Consider the following 21,560-nt stretch of genomic DNA (forward strand, 5'->3'; position numbering starts at 1 on the left):
CCACAAAAGCCGCTCCCACAAATGCCGCTCCTGCGAAAAACGGGCAGCGGGTTACGAACAGCCTTCGACGTAATCCACCTGCGGCGGCACGCCGACATGCCAGGCGGTGACCTTGCCCGCGGCATCGACTTCGAACACGATCGCGCTGGCGCCATCGGTCGATTTCACTCGCAGATTCTTGCCGCCTTCCACGTATTTGTGCGGCTGTTCCTCGACGCGGCCGGCATAGGCGGTCTTGATATCGTCCGCGCTCATGCCGACCTGGCCGCCGCCGGGCGCCACATCGGCGATCGTCTCCACGTCGTAGCGCACGAACTTGCCGTTCTCGAACATCAGCGCCGGCCAACCGGCGCCGTCGGCCTGTTTCGGGCGCAGGTAATAACAGGCGGTATCGGCGCCCGGCACGCCCGCGAGTTCGCCGTCCCAGTTCTGCCTGACCGCATCGGCGCTCATGCCGAAACGCGTCTTGCCGTAGCCTTCATAAGTACCCGGCACGGGCGCCGGTACCGCGGTTCCCGGCGGTGCGGTTGCAGGCGGCACGTCTTCGGCCGGCTGATCCAATGCCGGCGTTGGCGGTTGCGGCGTCGCTGCGGTCTCTTGTTGCGGCTTGCGTTCGGCATCGCAGGCCGACAGCGCCAATGCCAGCAATGCGATGGCGGAAAGGGATCGCTTCATGCGGCGGCTCCGTGTTGGGTCGGCGACAGCCTAGGCCAATGCCGTGAAGCCGACGCGAAGCACGAATCGTGCCACTGTCATCACACTTTCATGGGCCGGCTTTACGTTCCCCGCCTCTGCCGAGTCCGGGCCATGCATCCCCATAAGACCGAAAAAGCGCACAGCGCCTTGCGCGACCGTCCCGCGGACGTGAGCGTGCTCGAGCGCCGCATCCTGATCCTGAGCGACGGACGGCGCGAAGATGCGGAGATCGCCGACCTGCTCGGCGCGCAGGCGCGCGATGCGATCGCGCGGCTGTTGCGCGACGGTTATCTTTCCGACCGCGACGTTGCGCAGACCGCCCCGGCGGCGTTCATCGCATCCATTGCGCCGGCGAGCGTGGTCGCAGCGCCCCCGGAAGCGCTGCCCGCGCGCGCGGCGACGGCGGCTGCGTCTTCGCGGCGTTCGATCGCGGCCGCCAAGATGTACGCCGTCGACATGCTGCAACTGCAGCGCGGGCCCGAAGCGGCCGCGATCGCCGCCGCGATCCGCGGCTGCCGCGACCAGGACGAGCTTGCCGCGCACATGCTGCGCGCGCTGCGTTTCATCCACAGCGTCGCCAATCCCAGCCTGAGCCGACGCGTCGCCGACCGCCTGGCCGAAATCATGCCCGAGCAATACCTGGCCGAACTCGACGTGTTCCGCGACGCGCTCTTCGGCGACCGCACCGTCGCGGCTTAGCTCTTCCGTAGGTGCGAATTCATTCGCACGCTTTTGCTTTTGTCGAAGAGCGTGCGAATGAATTCGCACCTACAAAGCTCAGGACGGCGAGAAATTCTTGCGCAAGCCGGCCCAACACTGCTGGTAATCGCGCTGCCGATGCCCGGCATCCAGCGCCTGCCGTGTCGGCGCGATCACCGCGCGCGTTTCGAACATGAAGGCCATGGTGTCGCCGATCACGTCCGGCTTGGACAGATCGGCATTGGAGGCCTTGTCGAACGTGGCCGCGTCCGGCCCGTGCCCGCTCATGCAGTTGTGCAGGCTGGCGCCGCCGGGCGCGAAGCCTTCGGCCTTGGCGTCGTAGGCGCCGTGCACCAGGCCCATGAATTCGCTGGCCACGTTGCGATGGAACCACGGCGGCCGGAACGTGTGCTGCGCCACCAGCCAGCGCGGCGGGAAGATCACGAAATCCATGTTCGCGGTGCCATGCGTATCGCTGGGCGAAGTCAGCACGGTGAAGATGCTCGGATCGGGATGGTCGAAGCTGATCGAACCGATCGCGTTGAAGCGGCGCAAGTCGTATTTGTACGGCGCGTAATTGCCGTGCCAGCCGACCACGTCCAGCGGCGAATGGCCGATCGGCGCGCGCCACAGGTGGCCCTGGAATTTGGCGATCAGTTCGAAATCGCCTTCCAAGTCTTCGTACGCGGCGTTGGGAGTGAGGAAGTCGCGCGGGTTGGCCAGGCCGTTCGCGCCGATCGGGCCCAAGTCGGGCAGGCGCAGCATCGCGCCGAAGTTCTCGCAGACGTAACCGCGCGCCGCGCCTTCCGGCAGCTCGACGCGGAAACGCACACCGCGCGGAACCACCGCGATTTCCTGCGGCGCCACGTCCAGCACGCCCAATTCCGTCGCGATTCGCAACGCGCCCTGCTGCGGGACGATCAGCATCTCGCCGTCGGCGTTGTAGACATAGCGGCCTTCCATCGACTCGTTCGCGGCATACAGATGGATGCCGACGCCGTGCTGCGCGGCGGCGTAACCGTTGCCGGCCATGGTGAACAGGCCGTCGACGAAATCGACCGGCGTTTCGGGCAGCGGCAGCGGATTCCAGCGCAGCTGGTCCGGCGTCACCGGCTCGTGGCCGAACAGGTTGTGGAAATGGCTTTGTTCGAACGGCTCGAACGTGCCGTGCATCGCCGCAGGACGGATGCGGTACAGCCAGCTGCGCCGGTTCTCGCCGCGCGGCGCGGTGAATGCGGTTCCCGACAACTGCTCCGCGTACAAACCATGCGCCACGCGCTGCGGCGAGTTCTGGCCCTGCGGCAGCGTGCCCGCCAAAGCCTCGGTGGCGAATTCGTTGCCGAAGCCGCTCATGTAGCCGGCCGGTTGCAGCTCGTGCGCGTCGCGCGGCGCGATCGGGAAGACGTTGTCGTTGCTGGCGGTGTTCATGGCTTTTGCTCCTTAAGCCCCTCTCCCTCCGGGAGAGGGGTTGGGGTGAGGGTACGGGGTCCGACAGCGTTCCAGATCGCGTCCAAGACCCCGTCGATATTCAACAATACGTCGCTATCCCAAAATCGAATCAGCTTCCATCCTCCAGCTTCCAGGAATCGCGTTCTCGCCGCATCGCTTTCGGCACTGTGCTGCGAGCCGTCCAACTCAATAATCAGCTTCGTCTCTATGCAGCAGAAATCTGCGATGTAGGGCGGAATCGGATGCTGACGACGAAACTTCCTGGCGGCAATCTGTGCGCCCCGTAGCCGTTGCCATAACTCGCGTTCAGCGTCCGTTTGCTCACGGCGCAGACGGCGCGAATTAGTGAGCGACCTGGTCGGCAGTGGCGGCTTAATTATTTTCGGCATCGAGAAAGCTTGCCGGAAACCTGTTCTCCTAAATGTCGGAAGACGGATCGGAACCAATCAGGTTATGCCGCGATCTGGAGCGTCGTGGCTTCGTCGTACCCTCACCCCAACCCCTCTCCCGCAGGGAGAGGGGCTTTAAAGCTTTACAGCACGCCGCGCTTCATCTGATCACGCTCGATGCTCTCGAACAGCGCCTGGAAATTGCCCTCGCCGAAGCCTTCGTTGCCCTTGCGCTGGATGATCTCGAAGAAGATCGGCCCGATCGCGTTCTGGGTGAAGATCTGCAGCAGCTTGCGCTTGTGGGTTTCCGGGTCGGCGTCGATCAGGATCTTGTTGCGGGCCAGGCGCGGCACGTCCTCGCCGTGGCCGGGCACGCGCTGGTCGATCACTTCGAAATAGGTGTCGGGCGTGTCCAGGAATTCGACGCCGGCTTCGCGCATCGCTTCCACCGTCGAGTAGATGTCGTCGGTGAAACAGGCGATGTGCTGGATACCCTCGCCCTTGTACGCGTCCAGGTATTCGTTGATCTGCGATTTGGGATCGCTGGATTCGTTCAGCGGTATGCGGACGATGCCGTCCGGCGCGGTCATCGCCTTGGACACCAGGCCGGTCTTGGCGCCCTTGATGTCGAAGTAGCGGATCTCGCGGAAGTTGAACAAGCGCTCGTAGTAGTCCGACCACTTCTGCATGTTGCCGAAGTAGAGATTGTGGGTGAGGTGGTCGATGAAGGTCAGGCCGAATCCGCGCGGATTCTGGTCGGCGCCCTGCACGGGCAGGAAGTCTTCGTAGACGCTGCCCTTGTCGCCGTAGCGGTCGACCAGGTACAGCATGCAGTCGCCGATGCCCTTGACCACGGGCGCGTCGACGGCCTTGCTCGCTTGCTTGTGGTCGATCGCCTCGCCGCCGTTGCCGAGCACGGTCTTCAGCACTTCCTGGCCGGGCTTCTTGAAGCGGATCGCGAAGCCGCAGGCGCAGGGGCCGTGCGCTTCGGCGAAGTCGGCGGCGAAAGAATCGGGATCCTCGTTGACCAGGAAATTGACGCCGCCCTGGCGGTACACGGTGATCGGCCGCGTCTTGTGGTGCATCACCGCGGCGAAGCCCATCTTGCGGAAATAATCGTGCAGCAACTCGCCCTGGCCCTGCGGCGCGGCGAATTCGACGAACTCGAAGCCGTCGATGCCCATCGGGTTCTCGAAAGTCGTGACCTGCATGCCGAGATTGGGCGGTGCGGCGGTCTGCGGTTGCGCGTTCATGGCGGGCTCCTGGCGTGTTGCGGCGCGGCTTGCTAATTTCGTGCCAACGTTATAGTTTCAACTGAAACCATTTGCAAGGCGCAGCGCAGCATGCCGGCCTCCCTTAGCGAAATGCCCCGCCCCGATCCGCAGGAAACCCCCGCCGAGCACGCCGTGCTGGAGCTGGAGCGCTTCCTGCCCTATCGCCTGTCGGTGCTGTCCAACCGGGTCAGCGGGATGATCGCGCGGATCTACACCGAGCGCTTCGCGCTGGGGGTGACCGAATGGCGGGTGATGGCCGTCCTGGGCCGCTATCCGGACCTGTCGGCCAACGAAGTCGCCCAGCGCACCGCCATGGACAAGGTGGCGGTCAGCCGCGCGGTCTCGGGCCTGATCCAGGCTGGGCGCCTGCAGCGCGAAATGCACGGCGACGATCGCCGCCGTTCGGTGCTGCGCCTGTCCGAGGCCGGTTACCGCATCTACGACGAAGTCGCGCCGCTGGCTTTGGAATTCGAGCGCAAGCTGCTGGGCGATCTGCCTGAAGACGAGCGTGCGCTGCTGTTCCGCCTGCTCGACCGTCTGGACGAGCTGGAATTCAAGGCCGAGGCCGAAGCATCCGGCTGACGACTCGCGCTTCGTAGGGACAGCTTTTGTGGGAGCGGCTTCAGCCGCGAGCTTTGCAAGATCGCGATCGCCATGAAGAGCTCGCGGCTGAAGCCGCTCCCACAAAACCCGCTTAGGACCGCGACGGCGCCCATTTTTTGAGAAATGCGATCAGCTTGTCGCGGTCGTAGCCCTTGCCTTGCTCCAGCACGCCGGTGAATTGCGAATGCAGCAGGTCGCCGTCGCTGTCGAGCACGAACAGATGCGGATAGCCTTTCGCCTGCGGGAATTGCGACAGGAAACGCTTGTTCTCGTTCTCTTCGCTGTAGTTGACCTTCACCCAGACGAAGTGGCTGTCGCGGAAAGCGCGGATCGCGGCATCCTTGTCGACCAGCGCATCCAGCCGGCGGCACCAGCCGCACCAGTCGCCGCCGACGTCCAGGATGATGCGCTTGCCTTGCCCCTGCGCCGCGGCGATGGCCAGTTGCAGGTCGTTGGCCGGATCGCGTTTCGGATCGAATTCGGCCGCCAATTGCGCGACGGCGGGGGACTCGGCGGACGCGGGCTGTGATGGAGCCGAGCGACCCTCGGCCGCGTCCGGCGATGGCGCCGGCCCGCGGCCGCATCCCACGCACAGCGCCAGCAGCGCTGCGCAACACAGCGACCTCGTCGCGATGCGGCGCGATTCGCGCCGCATTCCGTTTTCCGCTTGCGATATCACTTCACGCCATGCATCAACTTGCTGATTAACGGGGCCAGCAGGAACAACAATGCGCCGGCCGCCAGCAGCGACCAGAAACCGACGGTATAACCCGTGTGGGCCGACTGAACCGTCATGCCGGTCTCGCCGCTGACCGCCGCAGCGAAAATACCGGAGAAATTGTTGCCGATACCGGTGGAAAGGAACCATCCGCCCATGCCGAAACCGACCAGACGCAACGGCGCCAACTTGGTGACCATCGACAAACCGATCGGGGACAGGCACAACTCACCGATCGATTGAATCACGTACACCATGAACAAGGTCCAAAACGGGATCTTGCCGACCGCATTCACCATGCCCGACAGCGCGATCATCAGCAGCAGGAAGGCCAGACCGTTGAAGATCAAGCCCAGGCTGAACTTGCGCGAGATCGAGGGCTCGACGTTGCGCCGCCCCATCCAGATCCAGATCGCAGCGATCACCGGCGCGAACGCGATGATCGCCAGCGAATTGACCGATTGGAACCACGCGTTCGGGAACACGAAGCCGCCGGGCCCGAACAGGTCGCGGTCGACGATCTTGTCCGCGAGGAAGGTGAACGAGCTGCCGGCCTGTTCGAAGAACATCCAGAACAGGATGTTGAAGACGAAGATGATCAGCATCGCGATCGCCTTGTCGCGCTGCACCTTGCCTTCGCGGATGCCTTCGACCAGCAGCAATATGCACAGGATGATGAACATCGGCAGCAGCACGTACCAGTTCAGCGGTTCGGCGCCCATCGACAGCAGGAAGTAAACCGCTGGAATCGCGGCCATCGCGCCGACGAACACGTACAGCACTTTCTGCTTGCCGCCGTCGCCTTCCGGCGGCCGGCCGATGCCCTGCAGCTGCCGGCGGCCGAACCAGAACCAGATCAGGCTCAGCACCATGCCGATGCCCGAAGCGATGAACACGTATTTGTAGGCCGGCATCGCCTGGGTGCCGAACACCTGCTCGGCGAGGATGCCGGTCAGGATCGGCGCCAGGAAGCCGCCCAGGTTGATGCCCATGTAGAAGATCGTGAAGCCGGCGTCGCGGCGGCTGTCGCCGACGCCGTAAAGCTTGCCCACCATGGTCGAGATGTTCGGCTTGAACAGGCCGTTGCCGCAGATGATCGTGGCCAGGCCGAACTTGAAGATCTGCTCGTCCGGCATCGAGATCATGAACAGGCCGGCCGCCATGATCACCGCGCCGAGCAGGATCGAACGCTGGTAACCCAATATCCGGTCGGCGACATAGCCGCCGAAGATCGCCGCCGCATAGACCAGCGCGAGGTAGGCGCCGTAGATGCGGTTGGACGGCGCTTCGCCGACGGCGTCGCCGCCATGGAACTGCGCCACCATGTACAACACCAGCGCCCAACGGATGCCGTAGAACGCGAAGCGCTCCCAGAACTCCGTCATGAACAGCATCCACAACGGCTTGGGATGGCCCAGGCGCTGGTCGAACGCCGGCGGCTCGCCGCCGGCGCCGGCGGGCATCTGGATCGGCGGACCCGCGGGTTCGGCGGCGTTCGGTACGGTGGCGCTCATGCGGGACTTCCCCTGTGGATGACTGCAGACGGCGGCAAGGTGTAACCGTCGCGGGGGGCCTGCGTCAAACCTGTGCGGCGGCGCATGGTTCGTGCTGCGGTGCAGCAGTGGCGTGTGTCTCCGCTTTTTTGGGCTTGACGCGATCGGACAGGTCGCGCGCCCTCAGCCAACCTCTCCCGCAGGCGGGAGAGGGCTTCAGATCGCTGCGGTCGAGCCCTCTCCCGCCTGCGGGAGAGGTTGGGTGAGGGCAAGCCAGATCGCCTAGGTGTGCGGTTGCCGACCTATCCGCTCGCGATCGCCGCACGCAGCAACCGCGAAAACGCCGGATGCGCGGCGCCGAGCTTTTCTTCGGCATCGGCGAGCGAGCACCAGCACAACGCGTCGTGCTCGTCCGGCTGCAGGTTGCGCGGCTCGCCCGACCAGGCCGTGATCGCATACAGCCGTAGACGCCACGAATCGGGCTTGACGGCCGAAAGTTCGCCCAACGCATGCATCCGCAGCGGGACGATGCCGAGTTCTTCGCGGAGTTCACGCCGCAACGCAGCGTCCGCACTCTCGCCCGATTCGATGTGGCCGCCGAACACGTCCCAGGCGCCGGGCAGCCATTCGCGATCCGCCGTGCGGCGCCCGAGCAGCAATTCCTCGCCGCGCACCAGCAATGCGCCGACGCATTCATGCGTGGCCGCGCTCACCGCGGCGACAGTTCGCCCGCGCTATCGCCGATGCGGGTGCGCACTTCGAACAGTTCCGGAAAGAAGGTCAGCTCCAGCGCCTGCTTCAGGAAACCCACGCCGGAAGAACCGCCGGTGCCGCGCTTGAAGCCGATGATCCGCATCACCGTGCGCATGTGGCGGAAACGCCACAATTGGAATTGCGTTTCCAGATCGACCAAGTCTTCGCACAAGTGGTACTCGTCCCAATAGGACTTGGTGTCTTCGTAGATGCGTTCGAATACCGGCAGCAGCTGCGGATCGGAGACGTGCGGCCGGGACCAGTCGCGCTGCAGGAGCTCGGCCGGCACCGCGTGGCCGCGGCGGGCGAGGAAACGCAGCGCTTCGTCGTACAGGCTGGGCGATTCCAGCGCTTCGCGCAGCACCTGCGTGCCTTGCGGATCGTGCGCGAATACTTTCAGCATGGCCGCGTTCTTGTTGCCGAGCAGGAATTCCATGGTGCGGTACTGCACCGACTGGAATCCGGAAGAAGGGCCGAGCAATTCGCGGAATTCCATGTATTCGGACGGCGTCAGCGTCTCCAGCACCGCCCACATCTCGGTCAGCTGGCGCAGCACCTGCTTGCAGCGCGCGAAGATCTTCTGGCAGCGGTCCAACCGGTCTTCGCGCAGATGCGCGATCGCCGCGCGCAGCTCGTGCACCATCAGCTTGATCCACAACTCGGCGACCTGGTGCTGGACGATGAACAGCAGTTCGTCGTGGTGCGGCGGATCGGTCAGCGGCTGCTGCGCCGACAAGAGCCGGTCCAGGTGCAGGTAGCCGCCGTACGTCATCCGGCCGGACAGCTCGGTGTGGATGCCTTCTTCCAGGGGACGCTGGTTGTCTTCGATGCTCATGCCGGGACTTTCGCGGACTGCTGCAATGCGGCATTCAGGGTACCCGATTGCGTCACTGCCGTGTCATGCGGCCCCCCGAAACTTGCGGCACAATCGCCTGGCTCGCGGCCCCCGCCGCGACCTGTTCCCGGGGAATAAACGATGAACGGATTCTCGCGCCGGATGGCGCTGGCACTGGTCTTGTCCTGCGGCCTGAGCGCCGCGCACGCGCAATGCATCGATATCAACGCCGTCGATGCCGCGCAAACCCAGAATTTCGACGCGCTCGCCAGCAGCGGCACCGGCAACGCGCTCTCGCTGCCGGGCTGGCAATTGCTGGAAGCCGGCGGCGGCGGACGCGACAACGAGCTTTACGCCGCCGATACCGGCGGCAGCAACACCGGCGATACCTACAGCTATGGCGCGTCCGGCGCGGCCGAACGCGCGCTCGGCACGCTGCGCAGCGGTACGCTGATCCCGACTTTCGGCGCCTGCTTCACCAACAACACCGGCGCGGCGATCGAAGCGCTCGACGTCGCCTACCGCGGCGAGCAATGGCGCCTGGGCACGGCTTCGCGCAGCGACCGCATCGATTTCCAATACAGCCTCGACGCCACCGACCTGGCGACCGGCAGCTGGACCGACGTCGACACGCTCGACTTCGCCACGCCGAACACCGCGACTACCGGCGCGAAAGACGGCAACGATCCGGCCAACCAGGCCGCGCTCGCGGCCAATATCGGCAGCCTGTCGATCGCCAACGGCGCCACATTCTGGGTGCGCTGGAACGACAGCGACGCCAGCGGCGCCGACGATGGCCTGTCGGTCGACGATTTCTCGCTGACCGCGCGCGGCGAAGGCGGCGGCGGCGTGCCGACGCTGAACGTCGGCGATGCCAGCCAGGCCGAAGGCGACGCCGGCACCACGCAGTTCACCTTCTTCGTCACGCTGAGCGCGCCTGCGCCAGCGGGCGGCGTCGCGTTCGACATCGCCACCGCCGACGGCACCGCCACGGCCGGCGACGATTACGTCGGCGCGAGCCTCACCGCGCAGGCCATTCCGGAGGGTTCGACGAGCTACGCATTCACGGTCACGGTCAATGGCGACACGACGACCGAGCCGGACGAAACGTTCGCCGTGAACGTCGGCAACATCGTCGGCGCCAACAGCGGCGATGCGCAGGGCATCGGCACCATCGTCAACGACGATATTTCGCTGGTGGCGATCCACGACATCCAGGGCGCGGGCGCCAGCTCGCCGCTGGCCGGCCAGCAGGTCAACACCAGCGGCATCGTCACCGGCCGCAAGAACAACGGCTTCTTCCTGCAGGCTGCGGACGACGAAACGGATGCGAACCCGGCCACGTCCGAAGGCGTGTTCGTATTCACCAGCAGCGCGCCGCCGGCCACCGCCGCGATCGGCGCACGCGTGCGGGTCAGCGGCACGGTGGTCGAATTCGTGCCGGCCGCCGATCCGGGACAACCGCCGCTGACCGAGATCGGCAGCGTCACCAACATCGCGCAACTGTCGGCCGGCCATGCGTTGCCGGCAGCGGTCGCATTGACGCCGGCCCTGCCCTCGCCCGAGGGTCCGATCGATCAACTCGAACGCCTCGAAGGCATGCGCGTTACCGTGGCCAGCCTGACCGTGGCGGCACCGACGGGCGGCTTCACCGACGAGCCCAACGCCACCGGCAGCAGCAATGGCGTCTTCCACGGCGTGGTGACCGGCACGCCGCGTCCGTTCCGTGAGCCGGGCATCGAAGCGCCGAATCCGGCGCCGTCGGGCAGCAGCATTCCGCCGCTGCCGCGTTGGGACGCCAATCCGGAGTTGATCGCGATCGACAGCGACGCGATCGGCGCCGCCAAGCTCGACGTGAGCACCGGCACCATGATCGCCGGCCTGACCGGCCCGCTCGATTACGGTTTCCGCCGCTACACGCTGCTGCCGGAAGCGACGGCGCCCGTCGCCGCCGCCGCACCGAGCGCAGCGCGTTTGCCGACCGACGACGAGTTCACCATCGCCGCCTACAACCTCGAGCGTTTCTTCGACACGGTCAACGACCCGTCGACCGGCGAACCGGTGCTGACCGCGGCGGCCTTCGCCAAGCGGCTCAACAAGGCCTCGCTGGCGATCCGCAACTATCTGAACACGCCCGACATCGTCGCCATCGTCGAAATCGAGAACTACGGCACGCTGCAGGCATTGGCCGACAAGATCAACGCCGACGCCGTTGCCGCGGGCCAGCCCGACCCTGCCTACGAGGCCTATCTGTTCGAAGGCAACGACGTCGGCGGCATCGATGTCGGCTTCCTCACCAAGAATGCGAACGTTCCGCCGGATGCCGAGCGCGTCGAAGTGCTGGGCGTGACCCAGCACGGCAAGGACACGACCTGGATCGATCCGAGCACCGGCGCGCCGTCGCTGCTCAACGACCGCCCGCCGCTGCAGCTCGACGCCGTGGTGCATTACGGGGACGGCCGCGAGTTCCCGGTCAGCGTGATCGCCGTGCACCAGCGCTCGCTCAACGATTCGGACAGCGAAGAACCCGCAGGCCCGACCACGCTGGGCGACCGCGTGCGGCAGAAGCGCCAGAAACAGGCCGAATACCTGGCCGGCGTGGTGCAGGACATGCAGACCGCCGATCCCGATCGCCGCATCGTGGTGCTCGGCGATTTCAACGCCTTCGATTTCAACGACGGCCTGGGCGATTCGATGAACGTGGTCACCGGCACGCCGACGCCGGACGAGCAGACCGCGGTGCCCGGCGACGGCGTCGACCTGGTGAATCCCGACTTGCTCAACCTGTTCTCGCTGGAACCGGCCGATCAGCGCTACTCGTTCGTCTTCGGCGGCAACGCGCAATCGCTCGATCATGTGCTGGCCAACCAGACGCTGCTGCTGGCGACCGACGGCTACGCGCTGGATCATGCGCGCATCAACGCCGACTTCCCGGAGATCAACCGCAACGATGCCGATTCGCCGTCGCGGTTGGCCGACCACGACCCTGCGATCGCCTACTTCAAGGCGCCGCCGGTGTCGTTCGCCGACCTGTCGGCGACCGCTTCGGCCACCCCCGGCGATGTCGACGCCGGCGCGGTCATGACCTTCGACGCCGGCATCGCCAACGCCGGGCCCAGCGCGGCGGCCTTCCCGGCGATCGGCTTCGCGTTCGATGCGGCGCTGCCGGATCTGGCCGTGGTCGCACCGAACGATTGGAGCTGCGATGCACCGGTGATCGAAACGGCGCAGACATCGCTGGCCTGCAGCGCGCAGACGCTGGCTGCCTCCGACAGCGCCAGCTTCCAACTGACTGCGGTGGCTCCTGCGGATCGGGTCGGCGGTACGGTGCAAATGGCGGCGCAGGCCGCGTCGCAAACCGAGGATCCGGACACGGGCAACAACGGCGCGACGGCGGTCGTCGCGGTGTTGTCGCAGGTCGACCTGGGCGTTGCGCTGAATACCGCATCGAGCTCGACGCGGCCGGGCGGCACGGTCAACTTCCAGATCCCGGTGGTCAGCAAGGGCTTGGCGGCCGCCGCGCAAGCCAAATTGGTCGTACGCGCCAACCTCCCGCCGCGCAACGGCCTGCTGCAGGCGCCCGCGGGCTGGCAATGCGTGCGCGACAACGCCGCGGCCACCTACGAAGCGCAGTGCACGCGCACGGCGGCGATGCCGGTCGGGCGCACCGAAAACTTCCGCTTGACCGCCATCGTCACGCCGCGCAATGCGCCGGCATCGCTGGACGTGGAAGCGGAAGCGTCGTCGGCGGTGCCGGATCGCACGCCGGCCGACAACATCGCCGTCAAGAGCATTCCCGTGAATTGAAACCATACGATCGCGGATGCATAGAAAAGCGCGGCTTAGGCCGCGCTTTTTTTGCTTTGCCCTCTCCCCTCTGCGGGAGAGGGACAGGCCGAAGGCCAGGGAGAGGGGTCGGCTTTTCGCGCCATCTCATAGCAAAAAAGTAAAAAGCACGCTTCGCTCCGCTCGCGCCCCCTCTCCTGCCCTTCGGGCATCCTCCCCCGCACGGGGGGAGGAAAAAGCAAGCGCTCCAGCTGCCCGGCTCGCCCTCCCGCACCGCGCAACGGCCCTTAACGCCGCTGCGGGTATCATTCTGGGTTTCACCGCCTCACGAGTCCGCGATGACCCTCGCCGCGCAATTCGAAATCGAATACCTGCAATACCTTTCCCCGGACGGCAAGCTGACCGGCAAGCTGCCGCCGGCCGTCGCCGACGCCAAGGCGCTGCTGCCGCTGTTCAAGCAGATGCTGTTCGTGCGCACCTTCGACAGCAAGTCGATCGCGCTGCAGCGCACCGGCAAGCTCGGCACCTATGCCGCCTGCCTGGGCCACGAAGCCACGCATGTGGGCATCGGCGCGTCGATGCGGCCGGAAGACGTATTCGCGCCCAGCTACCGCGAGTACGGCGCCCAGTTCATGCGCGGCGTGAAGCCGCGCGAAGTGCTGATGTACTGGGGCGGCGACGAACGCGGCAACGATTTCGAGGGCCCCAAGAACGATTATCCCTGGTGCGTGCCCATCGCCACGCAATGCCTGATGGCCGCCGGCGCGGCGCTGTCGTTCAAGTTGCGCAAGCAGGATCGCGTCGCCGTGTCGTGCTGCGGCGACGGGGGTTCCTCGAAGACCGATTTCTACGCCGCGTTGAATTCGGCCGGCGCCTACAAGCTGCCGCTGGTGCTGTGCGTGATCAACAACGGCTGGGCGATTTCGGTGCCTCGTTCGGCCCAGACGGGCGCCAAGACGCTGGCGCAGAAAGGCATCGCCGGCGGACTGCACTGCCTGCAGGTCGACGGCAACGATCTGATCGCCGTGCTCGAAGCCATGCGCCGCGCATACGAGCGCGCGCGCAAGGGCGAAGGCGGCAGCGTGATCGAATTCATGACCTACCGTCTGCACGACCACACCACCGCCGACGACGCGCGCCGCTACCGCAGCGACGACGAGGTCAAGGCCGCCTGGACGCGCGAGCCGATCGCCCGCCTGCGCACTTGGCTGACCGCGGAGAAAGTGTGGGACGAAGCGCAGGAAAAGGCCTGGATCGAAGAATGCGGCCGCCTGGTCGATATCGAGATCAACGCCTACCTCGAAACCGCCGTGCAGCCCGTGGAAGCGATGTTCGATTATCTGTACGCCGATCCGCCGCCGGACCTGCTCGAGCAGCGTGCCGCGGCGATCGCTTTGGAGAAGCGCGCATGAGCGAGACCGCCATCAAAAACTCGGCCGGTTCGTCGGCTCCCTCCGTCGAGGCTGAAGCCGCTCCCGCGAAAGCGGCAACGACCGCGATCACGCTGATCGAAGCAATCACCCAGGCGCTGGCCTACGAAATGCGCCACGACGACAGCGTGGTGGTGCTGGGCGAAGACGTCGGCGTCAACGGCGGCGTGTTCCGCGCCACCGCCGGGCTGTCGCAGACTTTCGGCACCGAGCGCGTGCTCGACACGCCGCTGGACGAAACCACCATCGCCGGCCTCACCGTCGGCATGGCCTCGCAAGGCATGAAGCCGGTGGCCGAAGCGCAGTTCGACGGCTTCATGTACCCGATGGTCGACTTCATCGTCTGCCACGCCGCGCGCATGCGCTACCGCACCCGCGGCCGGCTGAGCTGCCCGATGGTGTTGCGCGTGCCGTGGGGCGGCGGCATCCGCGCGCCGGAACACCATTCCGAAGCCAACGAAGCGATCTTCACCAACGTGCCGGGTTTGCGCGTGGTGCTGCCGTCGTCGCCGGCGCGCGCTTACGGTTTGCTCTTGGCCGCGATCCGCGATCCGGATCCGGTGATCTTCATGGAACCCAAGCGCATCTACCGCCAGTACAAGGAAATCGTCGCCGACGACGGCGAAGCGCTGCCGCTGGACGTGTGCTACGTATTGCGCGACGGCGGCGACGTCACCCTGGTGACGTGGGGCGCGCAGGTCAAGGAAACATTGGAAGCGGCCGACAAGCTCGCCGGCGAAGGCATCAGCGCCGAAGTGATCGACGTGGCCACGCTCAAGCCGCTGGATTTCGCCACCATCGCCGAGTCGGTCGCCAAGACCGGCCGCTGCGTGATCGTGCACGAAGCGGCCAAGACGGCGGGCTTCGGCGCCGAGATCGCCGCGCGCCTGGCCGAAGAGTCGATGTTCGACCTGGTCGCGCCGGTGCAGCGCGTGACCGGCTACGACACGCACATCCCGCTGTTCCGCCTGGAAATGAAATACCTGCCGAGCGTGGACAAGATCGTGGCCGCTGCGAAGCGGGCGCTGGCGGCGGGCTGATGCGACGCGCCCGCGTCATCGCCGAGCACCGCGCGCCGGATCGTCCCGCGATCCAGGTCGCGCCGGGCGATGCGGTGACGCTGGGCGAACGCGACAGCGATTGGCCGCAGTTCGTCTGGGCCACGCTGGCCAGCGGACTCGGCGGCTGGATCCCGTCGGCGTTGTTCGACGCCGAACACGGCAATGCGACCGCGCAAAAGGAATACGACACCCGCGAGTTGAACGCGGACGTCGGCGAGATCGTGACCTTGCATTACGAACTGGCCGACTGGTGGTGGGCCGAGAACGCACAAGGCGCGAGCGGATGGATCCCCGCGCGCGCCGTCGAAATCATCGAATAGAGTCTCCAAGAGGAAAACATGGCCGACAAGAAACCCTTCCTGCTGCCGGATCTCGGCGAAGGCCTGCCCGACGCGACCATCGTCGAGTGGTTCGTCAAGGTCGGCGACACGATCAAGCTGGACGAACCGTTGGTCTCGATGGAGACCGCGAAAGCCGTCGTCGAAGTGCCGTCGCCGGTATCGGGCAAGGTGCTCAAGCTCGCCGGCGGCGAAGGCGACGTGATCGTGACCGGCAGCGTGCTGGCCGAATTCGAGATCGATCCCAAGCTGCCGCAGCGCGCCGAAGGCCAGGACACCGGCCATCACCACGGTCCAGCCAAAGGTGCCGGCAGTCAGGCGCCGAGCGACGGCGACAAGGTTGTCGCCTCCGATGAAGGCGGCGAGATCGCCGAAACCGACAAGGCCGCGCCGAAAGCGCAGGCCGAAGGCAAACGTCAGGACAGCGGCACCGTGGTCGGCGCCATGCAGAGTTCCGACGCGGTGCGCAGCGAGCAAGCGGTCGCAGTCGGCGGCGTCAAAGCGATGCCGGCCGTGCGCGCGCAGGCGCGCAAGCTGGGCGTGGACCTGTCGCGCGTGCGCGGCAGCGGCACGGACGGCGTGGTGACGATGGACGATGTGAAGCGTGCCGCAGCCGATGGCAGCGCGCGTTCGCTCCCCTCTCCCAACGGGAGAGGGGCTGAGGGTGAGGGTACCGAGCACCGTGGAGGTCAGCCACACAACGAACCCTCATCCGCCCTACGGGCACCTTCTCCCGCAGGGAGAAGGGAAGACCAACGCACCGCCTTATCCGTCAGCGGCAAGCCGATGCGCACGCAACCGCCGTCGGTCAGCGCCAGCGGCCAGCCGGAACAACTCAAGGGCGTACGCCGCAACATGGCGCGGGTGATGGCCGACGCGCACGCCAAGGTCGTGCCGACCACGCTCAGCGACGACGCCGACATCCACGCCTGGGCGCCGGGCAACGACGTCACCGGCCGCCTGGTGCGCGCGATCGTCGCCGCATGCAAGGCGGTGCCGGCGCTCAACGCATGGTTCGACGGCGACAAGTTGACCCGCACCCTGCATCCGCACGTCGACATCGGCATCGCGGTGGATACCGACGACGGCCTGTTCGTGCCGGCGCTGCGCAACGCGGACGTGCTCGACGCGCGCGGCGTGCGCCAGGCGGTGAACCGGCTGCGCACGCAAGTCGAGGACCGCAGCATTCCCGCTTCGGAACTCAGCGGCTACACGATCTCGCTGTCCAATTTCGGCATGTTCGCCGGCCGCTACGCCACGCCTGTGATCGTGCCGCCGACCGTGGCGATCGTCGCCGCCGGCCGCGGCCGCCACCAGATCACGCCGGTGATCGGCGGCTTCGAATCGCACAAGGTGATACCGCTGTCGCTGACTTTCGACCATCGCGCCTGCACCGGCGGCGAAGCCGCTCGCTTCCTCAAGGCGATGTTGGACGATCTGGCATTGTCGCAATAGCAGAGGATGTCATCCCGAACGAAGTGAGGGACCTGCTTATTTGTGCATGAGAAAAACAGGTCCTCGCCTCGGGATGACGGTTGAAAACATCGATCGGGACCGGGAGGTTTTCATGACCCACCACAGCCGCTTGTCCACTTTCGTGCTGGATTGCCAAGTGGACGACCTGAAAGCATCCGTCGAATTCTGGAGCAAGGCGCTCGGCAAGCCGGTCGCCAATGCCGACTCGGACGGCGACGGCAAGTACGCCGAACTGAAGGTCGACGCGGACGAGCCGATGCTGCTGTTGCAGAAGGTCGACCATCCGTCGCGTGTCCACCTGGACATCGAAAGCGACGACGTGGATGCCGAAGCCGAGCGCCTCGAAAAGCTAGGCGCACGCAAAATCGAGAAGATCCGCACCTGGTGGGTGCTGGAAGCGCCCAGCGGCCACCGTTTTTGCGTGGTGCGCAAGCAGCGCGATCCGTTCGGGCCGCATCTGAATACATGGGAAGGTTGAGCTGCCATCGCTTTTTTTTGCGGAGCGGCTTTTTTGTGGGAGCGGCTTTAGCCGCGAGCTCTTCCTATCCTGGAATTAAGCGTCAAAAGATCGCGGCTAAAGCCGCTCCCACAAAAAAGCCGTGCGGGCCGAGCTCAAAACCGCTGCGTATCGTCCGCGACCACCCGATTGCGCCCGCCCGCCTTGGCCCGATACAGCGCCTGGTCCGCAAGTTCGAACACTTTCTCCGGCGTATCCCGCGGTGGCGTGGCGGCAGCGATGCCCACCGAAACGGTCACCGGGAACGGCAGCGGCGCCTCCATCACGCTCTGGCGGATGCGCTCGGCCACTTCGTAGGCGCTGGCCAGGGGCGTGGCCAGCAGCACCAGCAGGAATTCTTCGCCGCCGTAGCGGACCGCGATGTCGTCCTGGCGGATCGACGCGGCGATCACTTCCGCGACCGCACGCAACACCTCGTCTCCGATCAGGTGTCCGTAGCGGTCGTTGACCTGCTTGAAGTGGTCGATGTCCACCACCGCCAGCGAATAGGTCGCCGCCTCCAGCCTGAGCATCGCATCGGGCCGCTGCCGCAGCTGCTCCAGGGCCGTGCGGTTGAGCAGGCCGGTGAGCGCGTCGTAGGTGGCCGCGCGCTTCATGTCGTCGTGGCGGCGCTGCAGGTCGGCGCGCGCGCTTTCCAGCCGCTCGGCTTCGGCCAGCCGCTGCTGCAGGATGCTGCCCTGCTGCAGCACGTAACGGCGCAACTCGAGCAGGTGCTGCACTTGGCGTCCCAATGCGCCCAGCGCCCGCCTTTGCGCTTCCGTCAGCGAACGCGGCGCGTGGTCGAGCACGCATACCGTACCGAGCGCATGGCCTTCGGGGCTCACCAAGGGCATGCCCGCATAGAACCGTAGCGCGATGCCGGCGGCGTCCGTAGGACGCATCGGCGTGCGCGCGTCGTCTTGCAGGTCGGGAATTTCCAGCAATCGCTCCGGGGTGCGGATCGCGACGTCGCATACGGCTTCCTCGCGCGGCGTCTCGCGCACGCCGAAGCCGACGCTGGCCTTGAACCACTGCCGGTCGTGATCGATCAGGGTGATGCTGGCTACCGGCGTTTCGCAAATGGCGCAGGCCAATTGCACGATGTCGTCGAAGGCCTGCTCGCCTTCGCTGTCGAGAATGGCGTAGCTGTCGAGGATCGCCAGGCGCTCGCTTTCGCGAACGTCCACCTCGAGATCCACCGCGAATTGCCTGGCCAGCGAGTTCATGCGTCCTGAAACCGGCCTCCTGCCGGGTCGTTCGGCTTCAAACTCGCAGATGTGGCTTCAGCAATCTGTGGAGGAATGCGCGATTTCCCGATTTCCGGCCGCCGCCGGCCGCCAACGATTCAGCTTCGGGCCATCCATCGCCGACGGAAGGCGAACGCCAGGCCCAGGACCAGCAGAAAGGCGCCATAAGCCACCGAGGTGGCCAGGATCTGCTTCCACATCCCGCCCCAGCGGGGGTCGGCGTAGCCGTAAGCCCATTGCATGGTCAGCACGAAGGCCGCCAGCGATGCCGCCAGCGCTCCGGCGTCGAACAGCCGCCGCCGGCCATGGCGCGGCTGGCGCGGGTACAGCCAATACAGCACGCCCAGGATCAGCAGCCACGGCAGGAACAGGATCAGGGCCAGGTTCAACGAAACCAGCGGACTCATCAGGCATCGGCCTCGACGAGCGCGGCCACCGCGCCGATGATCTCCTCGAAGGCCGCATCTTCGGCCAGTTTGCCGATCAGCTCCTTGCCCAGGTGCACGCCCTCGCCAGCGACGTGGTGCAGCACGGCTGCGCCTTCGCGCTTCAGGTGGCCGATGCGCGCGCCCGCTTCTTTCGGCGAATCGAAGCCGATGCTCTGCAGCAGCACGCGCTCGCCCTGCACCAGCTTGAAGTAGAAGCGGCCGTCATTCTCGCGGTATTGCTTGAATTGCGGCGTCACGGCGCTCTTGGTTTGCGCCTTTCCCGTCGACTGCGGCACGCTTGACAGGTCGCGCAGGCCGACCGCTTCGCGCAACCGCCCCAGCAGCGGCGTGGCGTAGGCCGCGCGCACGCGCTGCGCACCGTCGCGCAGTTGCTCTTCGATGCGCTGCGGGTTGGCCACCAATGCCTGGTAGCGCTCGCGCAGCGGGGCGATCTCAGCATCGATTCGCTCGAAAAGCTTCTGCTTGGCGTCGCCCCAGCCGATGCCATCGGCGAAGGCCTGGCGCATGGCCGCGGTTTCGTCGGCCGTGGCGAAAGCCTGATAGAGCTGGAAGACGTTGGAGCCATCGGCCTCTTTGGCCTCGCCCGGCGCCCTGGAATCGGTGACGATCGAAAAGATCAATTTCTTCAGCTGCTCGCGCGAAGACGACAGCGGGATCACGTTGTCGTAGCTCTTGGACATCTTGCGTCCGTCCAGACCCGGCAACGTGGCCACGTGCTCCTCGATCGCCGCTTCCGGCAACGCGAAGTGATCGCCGTAGATGTGGTTGAAGCGCTGGCCGAAATCGCGCGCCATCTCGATGTGCTGGATCTGGTCGCGGCCCACCGGCACCCGCTCGGCATTGAACAGCAGGATGTCGGCGGCCATCAGCACCGGGTACATGAACAACCCCGCGTTGATCGCGGCATCGTCGTCCTCGCCCTCGCCGCGGTTCTTGTCGACCGCGGCCTTGTAGGCATGGGCGCGGTTGAGGATGCCCTTGCCGGCGACGCAGGTCAGCAACCAGGTCAACTCGGTGATTTCGGGGATGTCGGACTGTCGGTAGAACCAGACCTTCGACGGATCCAGCCCCGCGGCTAGCCACGCCGCCGCGATTTCCAGCGTCGAACGCTGGACGCGCTCGGGCGGCTGCAGCTTGATCAGGCTGTGCAGGTCGGCCAGGAAATAGAAGCTCTCGACGTCGGACTGATGGCTGGCAGCGATCGCGGGCCGGATGGCGCCCACGTAATTGCCCAGGTGCGGCGTGCCGGAGGTGGTGATGCCGGTCAGGACGCGGGTTTTGCGGCCGGGGGAGCTGGGTTTCGAATCGTTCATGGCCGCCAGTTTAACCGTTGGCCCACGCTCGCTCTTGTGGGAGCGGCTTCAGCCGCGAGCTTTTGATGCCATGGGTTGGGTGGCCCTCGAAAAACAGATCAAGAGCTCGCGGCTGAAGCCGCTCCCACAAAGAACAACCCCGATCCTGGCCCAGGCCCGTTAGCAGTCGTGCCCACCCCGGAGACGACACATGATCCGCAAATCGCTATTGCTGGCCGCCGCCGTGCTCGCGGCCGCCGCCACCGCCTGCCAGCCGGCATCGGCGCGCTCGCTGGTCGACATCGACCTGGTCGACCGCGACACCGGCCAATGGCTGCCCGAATACCCGCATCGCGGCCGCATCTACGTGCCTGGCGAGCCCGGCCACCGCTACGCCGTGCGCCTGACCAACACCAGCGGCGAGCGCGTACTGGTGGTGCTGTCGGTGGACGGCGTCAACGCCGTCGACGGCCGCACCGCGCATCCGTCGCAGGCCGGTTATGTGCTCGCGCCCTGGCAGAGCACCGAGATTGCCGGTTGGCGCAAGTCGATGGACGACGTCGCCCAGTTCTATTTCACCGACCTGCCCGACAGCTATGCCGCGCGCACCGGCCGGCCGGAAAACGTCGGCGTGATCGGCATCGCCGTGTTCCGCGAATCGCAGCCGCGCTATTACGAGCCGCCCTACCCGCCTCCGTATCCGCCCTATGCCCGCGACGAAGCGCGCGCCAAAAGCACGAATGCGCCCGCCACCGCCGAACGCGGGTCTTCCGGCCACGCCGACGCATCGGCGCCGGCGCGCGAAATCGCCCAGCAGCGGATCGGCACCGGCCACGGTGCGCGCGAATGGGCGCCGGTCAGCAGCACGAACTTCGTGCGCGCCAGTTCGCGGCCGGCGCAGGTCGTGCAACTGCGTTACGACGATCGCGACAACTTGGCCGCGATGGGCATCCTGCCGCAGCTGTACCGGTACTGGGGGCGCGACGAACCGCGCGCGTTTCCGGGCGCGTTCGTGCCCGATCCGCCGAACGGATGAACGCGGTGCGCAACGCACAAGAGAAAGCCGGCGCAAGCCG

19 protein-coding genes and 1 pseudogene are annotated in these 21,560 nt (G+C 66.1%); 9 read left to right on the forward strand and 11 right to left on the reverse strand.

Annotated features, from left to right (window positions below; translation table 11 throughout):
- Positions 1–51: 51 nt before the first annotated feature.
- Positions 52–675: a lectin gene (locus M2650_RS08530; protein ID WP_249473261.1), complete on the reverse strand. Its 624-nt coding sequence runs from the start codon at positions 673–675 to the stop codon at positions 52–54.
- Between the two features lie 132 nt (positions 676–807).
- Between M2650_RS08530 and M2650_RS08535 the strand changes: the two genes are divergently transcribed.
- A complete protein-coding gene (locus M2650_RS08535) occupies positions 808–1,395 on the forward strand; it encodes a hypothetical protein (protein WP_249473262.1) in 588 nt (195 codons plus the stop codon).
- 78 nt (positions 1,396–1,473) lie between these two features.
- Here the strand turns inward: M2650_RS08535 and hmgA are convergent, their stop codons facing one another.
- From hmgA to hppD, 3 genes are all read right to left on the reverse strand, one after another.
- Positions 1,474–2,748, reverse strand: a complete 1,275-nt coding sequence (hmgA, locus tag M2650_RS08540) for a homogentisate 1,2-dioxygenase (protein ID WP_249474321.1) — start codon at positions 2,746–2,748, stop codon at positions 1,474–1,476.
- A 71-nt stretch (positions 2,749–2,819) separates the two neighbouring features.
- On the reverse strand, positions 2,820–3,233 hold the full coding sequence (locus M2650_RS08545) for an endonuclease domain-containing protein (RefSeq protein WP_249473263.1): 414 nt from the start codon (positions 3,231–3,233) through the stop codon (positions 2,820–2,822).
- A 143-nt stretch (positions 3,234–3,376) separates the two neighbouring features.
- Positions 3,377–4,486, reverse strand: a complete 1,110-nt coding sequence (gene hppD / locus M2650_RS08550; RefSeq protein ID WP_249473264.1) for a 4-hydroxyphenylpyruvate dioxygenase — start codon at positions 4,484–4,486, stop codon at positions 3,377–3,379.
- 90 nt (positions 4,487–4,576) lie between these two features.
- Here hppD and M2650_RS08555 point away from each other — a divergent pair, with 90 nt between their 5' ends.
- Positions 4,577–5,089 carry a MarR family winged helix-turn-helix transcriptional regulator gene (locus M2650_RS08555; RefSeq protein WP_425602514.1) on the forward strand — a complete coding sequence of 171 codons (513 nt, stop codon included), beginning with the start codon at positions 4,577–4,579 and terminating at the stop codon, positions 5,087–5,089.
- A 112-nt stretch (positions 5,090–5,201) separates the two neighbouring features.
- On the opposite strand, the gene M2650_RS08560 is transcribed toward M2650_RS08555, so the two are convergent.
- The 4 genes from M2650_RS08560 to M2650_RS08575 form a co-directional block, all read right to left on the reverse strand.
- Entirely contained in the window at positions 5,202–5,765 is a 564-nt protein-coding gene (locus M2650_RS08560) for a thioredoxin family protein (RefSeq protein ID WP_249473265.1), read from the reverse strand.
- A gap of 20 nt (positions 5,766–5,785) precedes the next feature.
- Positions 5,786–7,342, reverse strand: a complete 1,557-nt coding sequence (locus M2650_RS08565; RefSeq protein WP_425602515.1) for a peptide MFS transporter — start codon at positions 7,340–7,342, stop codon at positions 5,786–5,788.
- A gap of 281 nt (positions 7,343–7,623) precedes the next feature.
- Positions 7,624–8,034: an NUDIX hydrolase gene (locus tag M2650_RS08570; protein ID WP_249473266.1), complete on the reverse strand. Its 411-nt coding sequence runs from the start codon at positions 8,032–8,034 to the stop codon at positions 7,624–7,626.
- A complete protein-coding gene (locus tag M2650_RS08575) occupies positions 8,031–8,909 on the reverse strand; it encodes a tryptophan 2,3-dioxygenase (RefSeq protein WP_249473267.1) in 879 nt (292 codons plus the stop codon). Before M2650_RS08575 ends, M2650_RS08570 begins: the two co-directional genes overlap by 4 nt.
- A gap of 141 nt (positions 8,910–9,050) precedes the next feature.
- On the opposite strand from M2650_RS08575, the gene M2650_RS08580 reads away from it, so the two are divergent.
- The 6 genes from M2650_RS08580 to M2650_RS08605 all read left to right on the forward strand — a co-directional run bounded on the left by M2650_RS08580 (position 9,051) and on the right by M2650_RS08605 (position 17,478).
- The gene (locus M2650_RS08580) at positions 9,051–12,716 is read left to right on the forward strand and encodes a Calx-beta domain-containing protein (RefSeq protein ID WP_249473268.1); all 3,666 of its coding nucleotides are present in this window, start codon (positions 9,051–9,053) and stop codon (positions 12,714–12,716) included.
- 317 nt (positions 12,717–13,033) lie between these two features.
- Entirely contained in the window at positions 13,034–14,107 is a 1,074-nt protein-coding gene (gene pdhA, locus M2650_RS08585) for a pyruvate dehydrogenase (acetyl-transferring) E1 component subunit alpha (RefSeq protein WP_249473269.1), read from the forward strand.
- Complete coding sequence (locus M2650_RS08590; protein ID WP_283254634.1) at positions 14,104–15,165, forward strand: alpha-ketoacid dehydrogenase subunit beta; 1,062 nt, start codon at positions 14,104–14,106, stop codon at positions 15,163–15,165. Before pdhA ends, M2650_RS08590 begins: the two co-directional genes overlap by 4 nt.
- Positions 15,165–15,506 (forward strand): SH3 domain-containing protein, encoded by a 342-nt coding sequence (locus tag M2650_RS08595; RefSeq protein WP_249473270.1) that lies wholly within the window; start codon positions 15,165–15,167, stop codon positions 15,504–15,506. The genes M2650_RS08590 and M2650_RS08595 overlap by 1 nt, the downstream gene beginning before the upstream one ends.
- 18 nt (positions 15,507–15,524) lie before the next feature.
- On the forward strand, positions 15,525–16,979 hold the full coding sequence (locus tag M2650_RS08600) for a dihydrolipoamide acetyltransferase family protein (RefSeq protein WP_249473271.1): 1,455 nt from the start codon (positions 15,525–15,527) through the stop codon (positions 16,977–16,979).
- 112 nt (positions 16,980–17,091) lie between these two features.
- Positions 17,092–17,478: a VOC family protein gene (locus M2650_RS08605; RefSeq protein WP_249473272.1), complete on the forward strand. Its 387-nt coding sequence runs from the start codon at positions 17,092–17,094 to the stop codon at positions 17,476–17,478.
- Between the two features lie 134 nt (positions 17,479–17,612).
- Here M2650_RS08605 and M2650_RS08610 read toward each other — a convergent pair whose 3' ends face one another.
- The 3 genes and pseudogenes from M2650_RS08610 to M2650_RS08620 form a co-directional block, all read right to left on the reverse strand.
- Positions 17,613–18,722, reverse strand: a complete 1,110-nt coding sequence (locus M2650_RS08610) for a GGDEF domain-containing protein (RefSeq protein WP_249473273.1) — start codon at positions 18,720–18,722, stop codon at positions 17,613–17,615.
- Between the two features lie 119 nt (positions 18,723–18,841).
- Positions 18,842–19,150: a hypothetical protein gene (locus M2650_RS08615; protein WP_249473274.1), complete on the reverse strand. Its 309-nt coding sequence runs from the start codon at positions 19,148–19,150 to the stop codon at positions 18,842–18,844.
- Positions 19,151–19,287: 137 nt separating this feature from the next.
- Positions 19,288–20,505: pseudogene (locus M2650_RS08620) on the reverse strand (tryptophan--tRNA ligase); the annotation flags it as partial.
- Positions 20,506–20,695: 190 nt separating this feature from the next.
- On the opposite strand from M2650_RS08620, the gene M2650_RS08625 reads away from it, so the two are divergent.
- Positions 20,696–21,520: a hypothetical protein gene (locus tag M2650_RS08625; RefSeq protein WP_249473276.1), complete on the forward strand. Its 825-nt coding sequence runs from the start codon at positions 20,696–20,698 to the stop codon at positions 21,518–21,520.
- The last annotated feature ends 40 nt before the right edge of the window (positions 21,521–21,560 follow it).

The sequence above is a fragment of the Luteimonas galliterrae genome (assembly GCF_023374055.1).
In the GTDB taxonomy this organism is placed as follows: domain Bacteria; phylum Pseudomonadota; class Gammaproteobacteria; order Xanthomonadales; family Xanthomonadaceae; genus Luteimonas_C; species Luteimonas_C galliterrae.

Bases quoted from the DNA above. Each gene is read 5' to 3' on its own strand.
- M2650_RS08530 (WP_249473261.1), bottom strand. From the start codon at position 675: ATGAAGCGATCCCTTTCCGCCATCGCATTGCTGGCATTGGCGCTGTCG.
- M2650_RS08535 (WP_249473262.1), top strand. From the start codon at position 808: ATGCATCCCCATAAGACCGAAAAAGCGCACAGCGCCTTGCGCGACCGT.
- hmgA (WP_249474321.1), bottom strand. From the start codon at position 2,748: ATGAGCGGCTTCGGCAACGAATTCGCCACCGAGGCTTTGGCGGGCACG.
- M2650_RS08545 (WP_249473263.1), bottom strand. From the start codon at position 3,233: ATGCCGAAAATAATTAAGCCGCCACTGCCGACCAGGTCGCTCACTAAT.
- hppD (WP_249473264.1), bottom strand. From the start codon at position 4,486: ATGAACGCGCAACCGCAGACCGCCGCACCGCCCAATCTCGGCATGCAG.
- M2650_RS08555 (WP_425602514.1), top strand. From the start codon at position 4,577: ATGCCGGCCTCCCTTAGCGAAATGCCCCGCCCCGATCCGCAGGAAACC.
- M2650_RS08560 (WP_249473265.1), bottom strand. From the start codon at position 5,765: ATGCGGCGCGAATCGCGCCGCATCGCGACGAGGTCGCTGTGTTGCGCA.
- M2650_RS08565 (WP_425602515.1), bottom strand. From the start codon at position 7,342: ATGAGCGCCACCGTACCGAACGCCGCCGAACCCGCGGGTCCGCCGATC.
- M2650_RS08575 (WP_249473267.1), bottom strand. From the start codon at position 8,909: ATGAGCATCGAAGACAACCAGCGTCCCCTGGAAGAAGGCATCCACACC.
- M2650_RS08580 (WP_249473268.1), top strand. From the start codon at position 9,051: ATGAACGGATTCTCGCGCCGGATGGCGCTGGCACTGGTCTTGTCCTGC.
- pdhA (WP_249473269.1), top strand. From the start codon at position 13,034: ATGACCCTCGCCGCGCAATTCGAAATCGAATACCTGCAATACCTTTCC.
- M2650_RS08590 (WP_283254634.1), top strand. From the start codon at position 14,104: ATGAGCGAGACCGCCATCAAAAACTCGGCCGGTTCGTCGGCTCCCTCC.
- M2650_RS08595 (WP_249473270.1), top strand. From the start codon at position 15,165: ATGCGACGCGCCCGCGTCATCGCCGAGCACCGCGCGCCGGATCGTCCC.
- M2650_RS08600 (WP_249473271.1), top strand. From the start codon at position 15,525: ATGGCCGACAAGAAACCCTTCCTGCTGCCGGATCTCGGCGAAGGCCTG.
- M2650_RS08605 (WP_249473272.1), top strand. From the start codon at position 17,092: ATGACCCACCACAGCCGCTTGTCCACTTTCGTGCTGGATTGCCAAGTG.
- M2650_RS08610 (WP_249473273.1), bottom strand. From the start codon at position 18,722: ATGAACTCGCTGGCCAGGCAATTCGCGGTGGATCTCGAGGTGGACGTT.
- M2650_RS08615 (WP_249473274.1), bottom strand. From the start codon at position 19,150: ATGAGTCCGCTGGTTTCGTTGAACCTGGCCCTGATCCTGTTCCTGCCG.
- M2650_RS08625 (WP_249473276.1), top strand. From the start codon at position 20,696: ATGATCCGCAAATCGCTATTGCTGGCCGCCGCCGTGCTCGCGGCCGCC.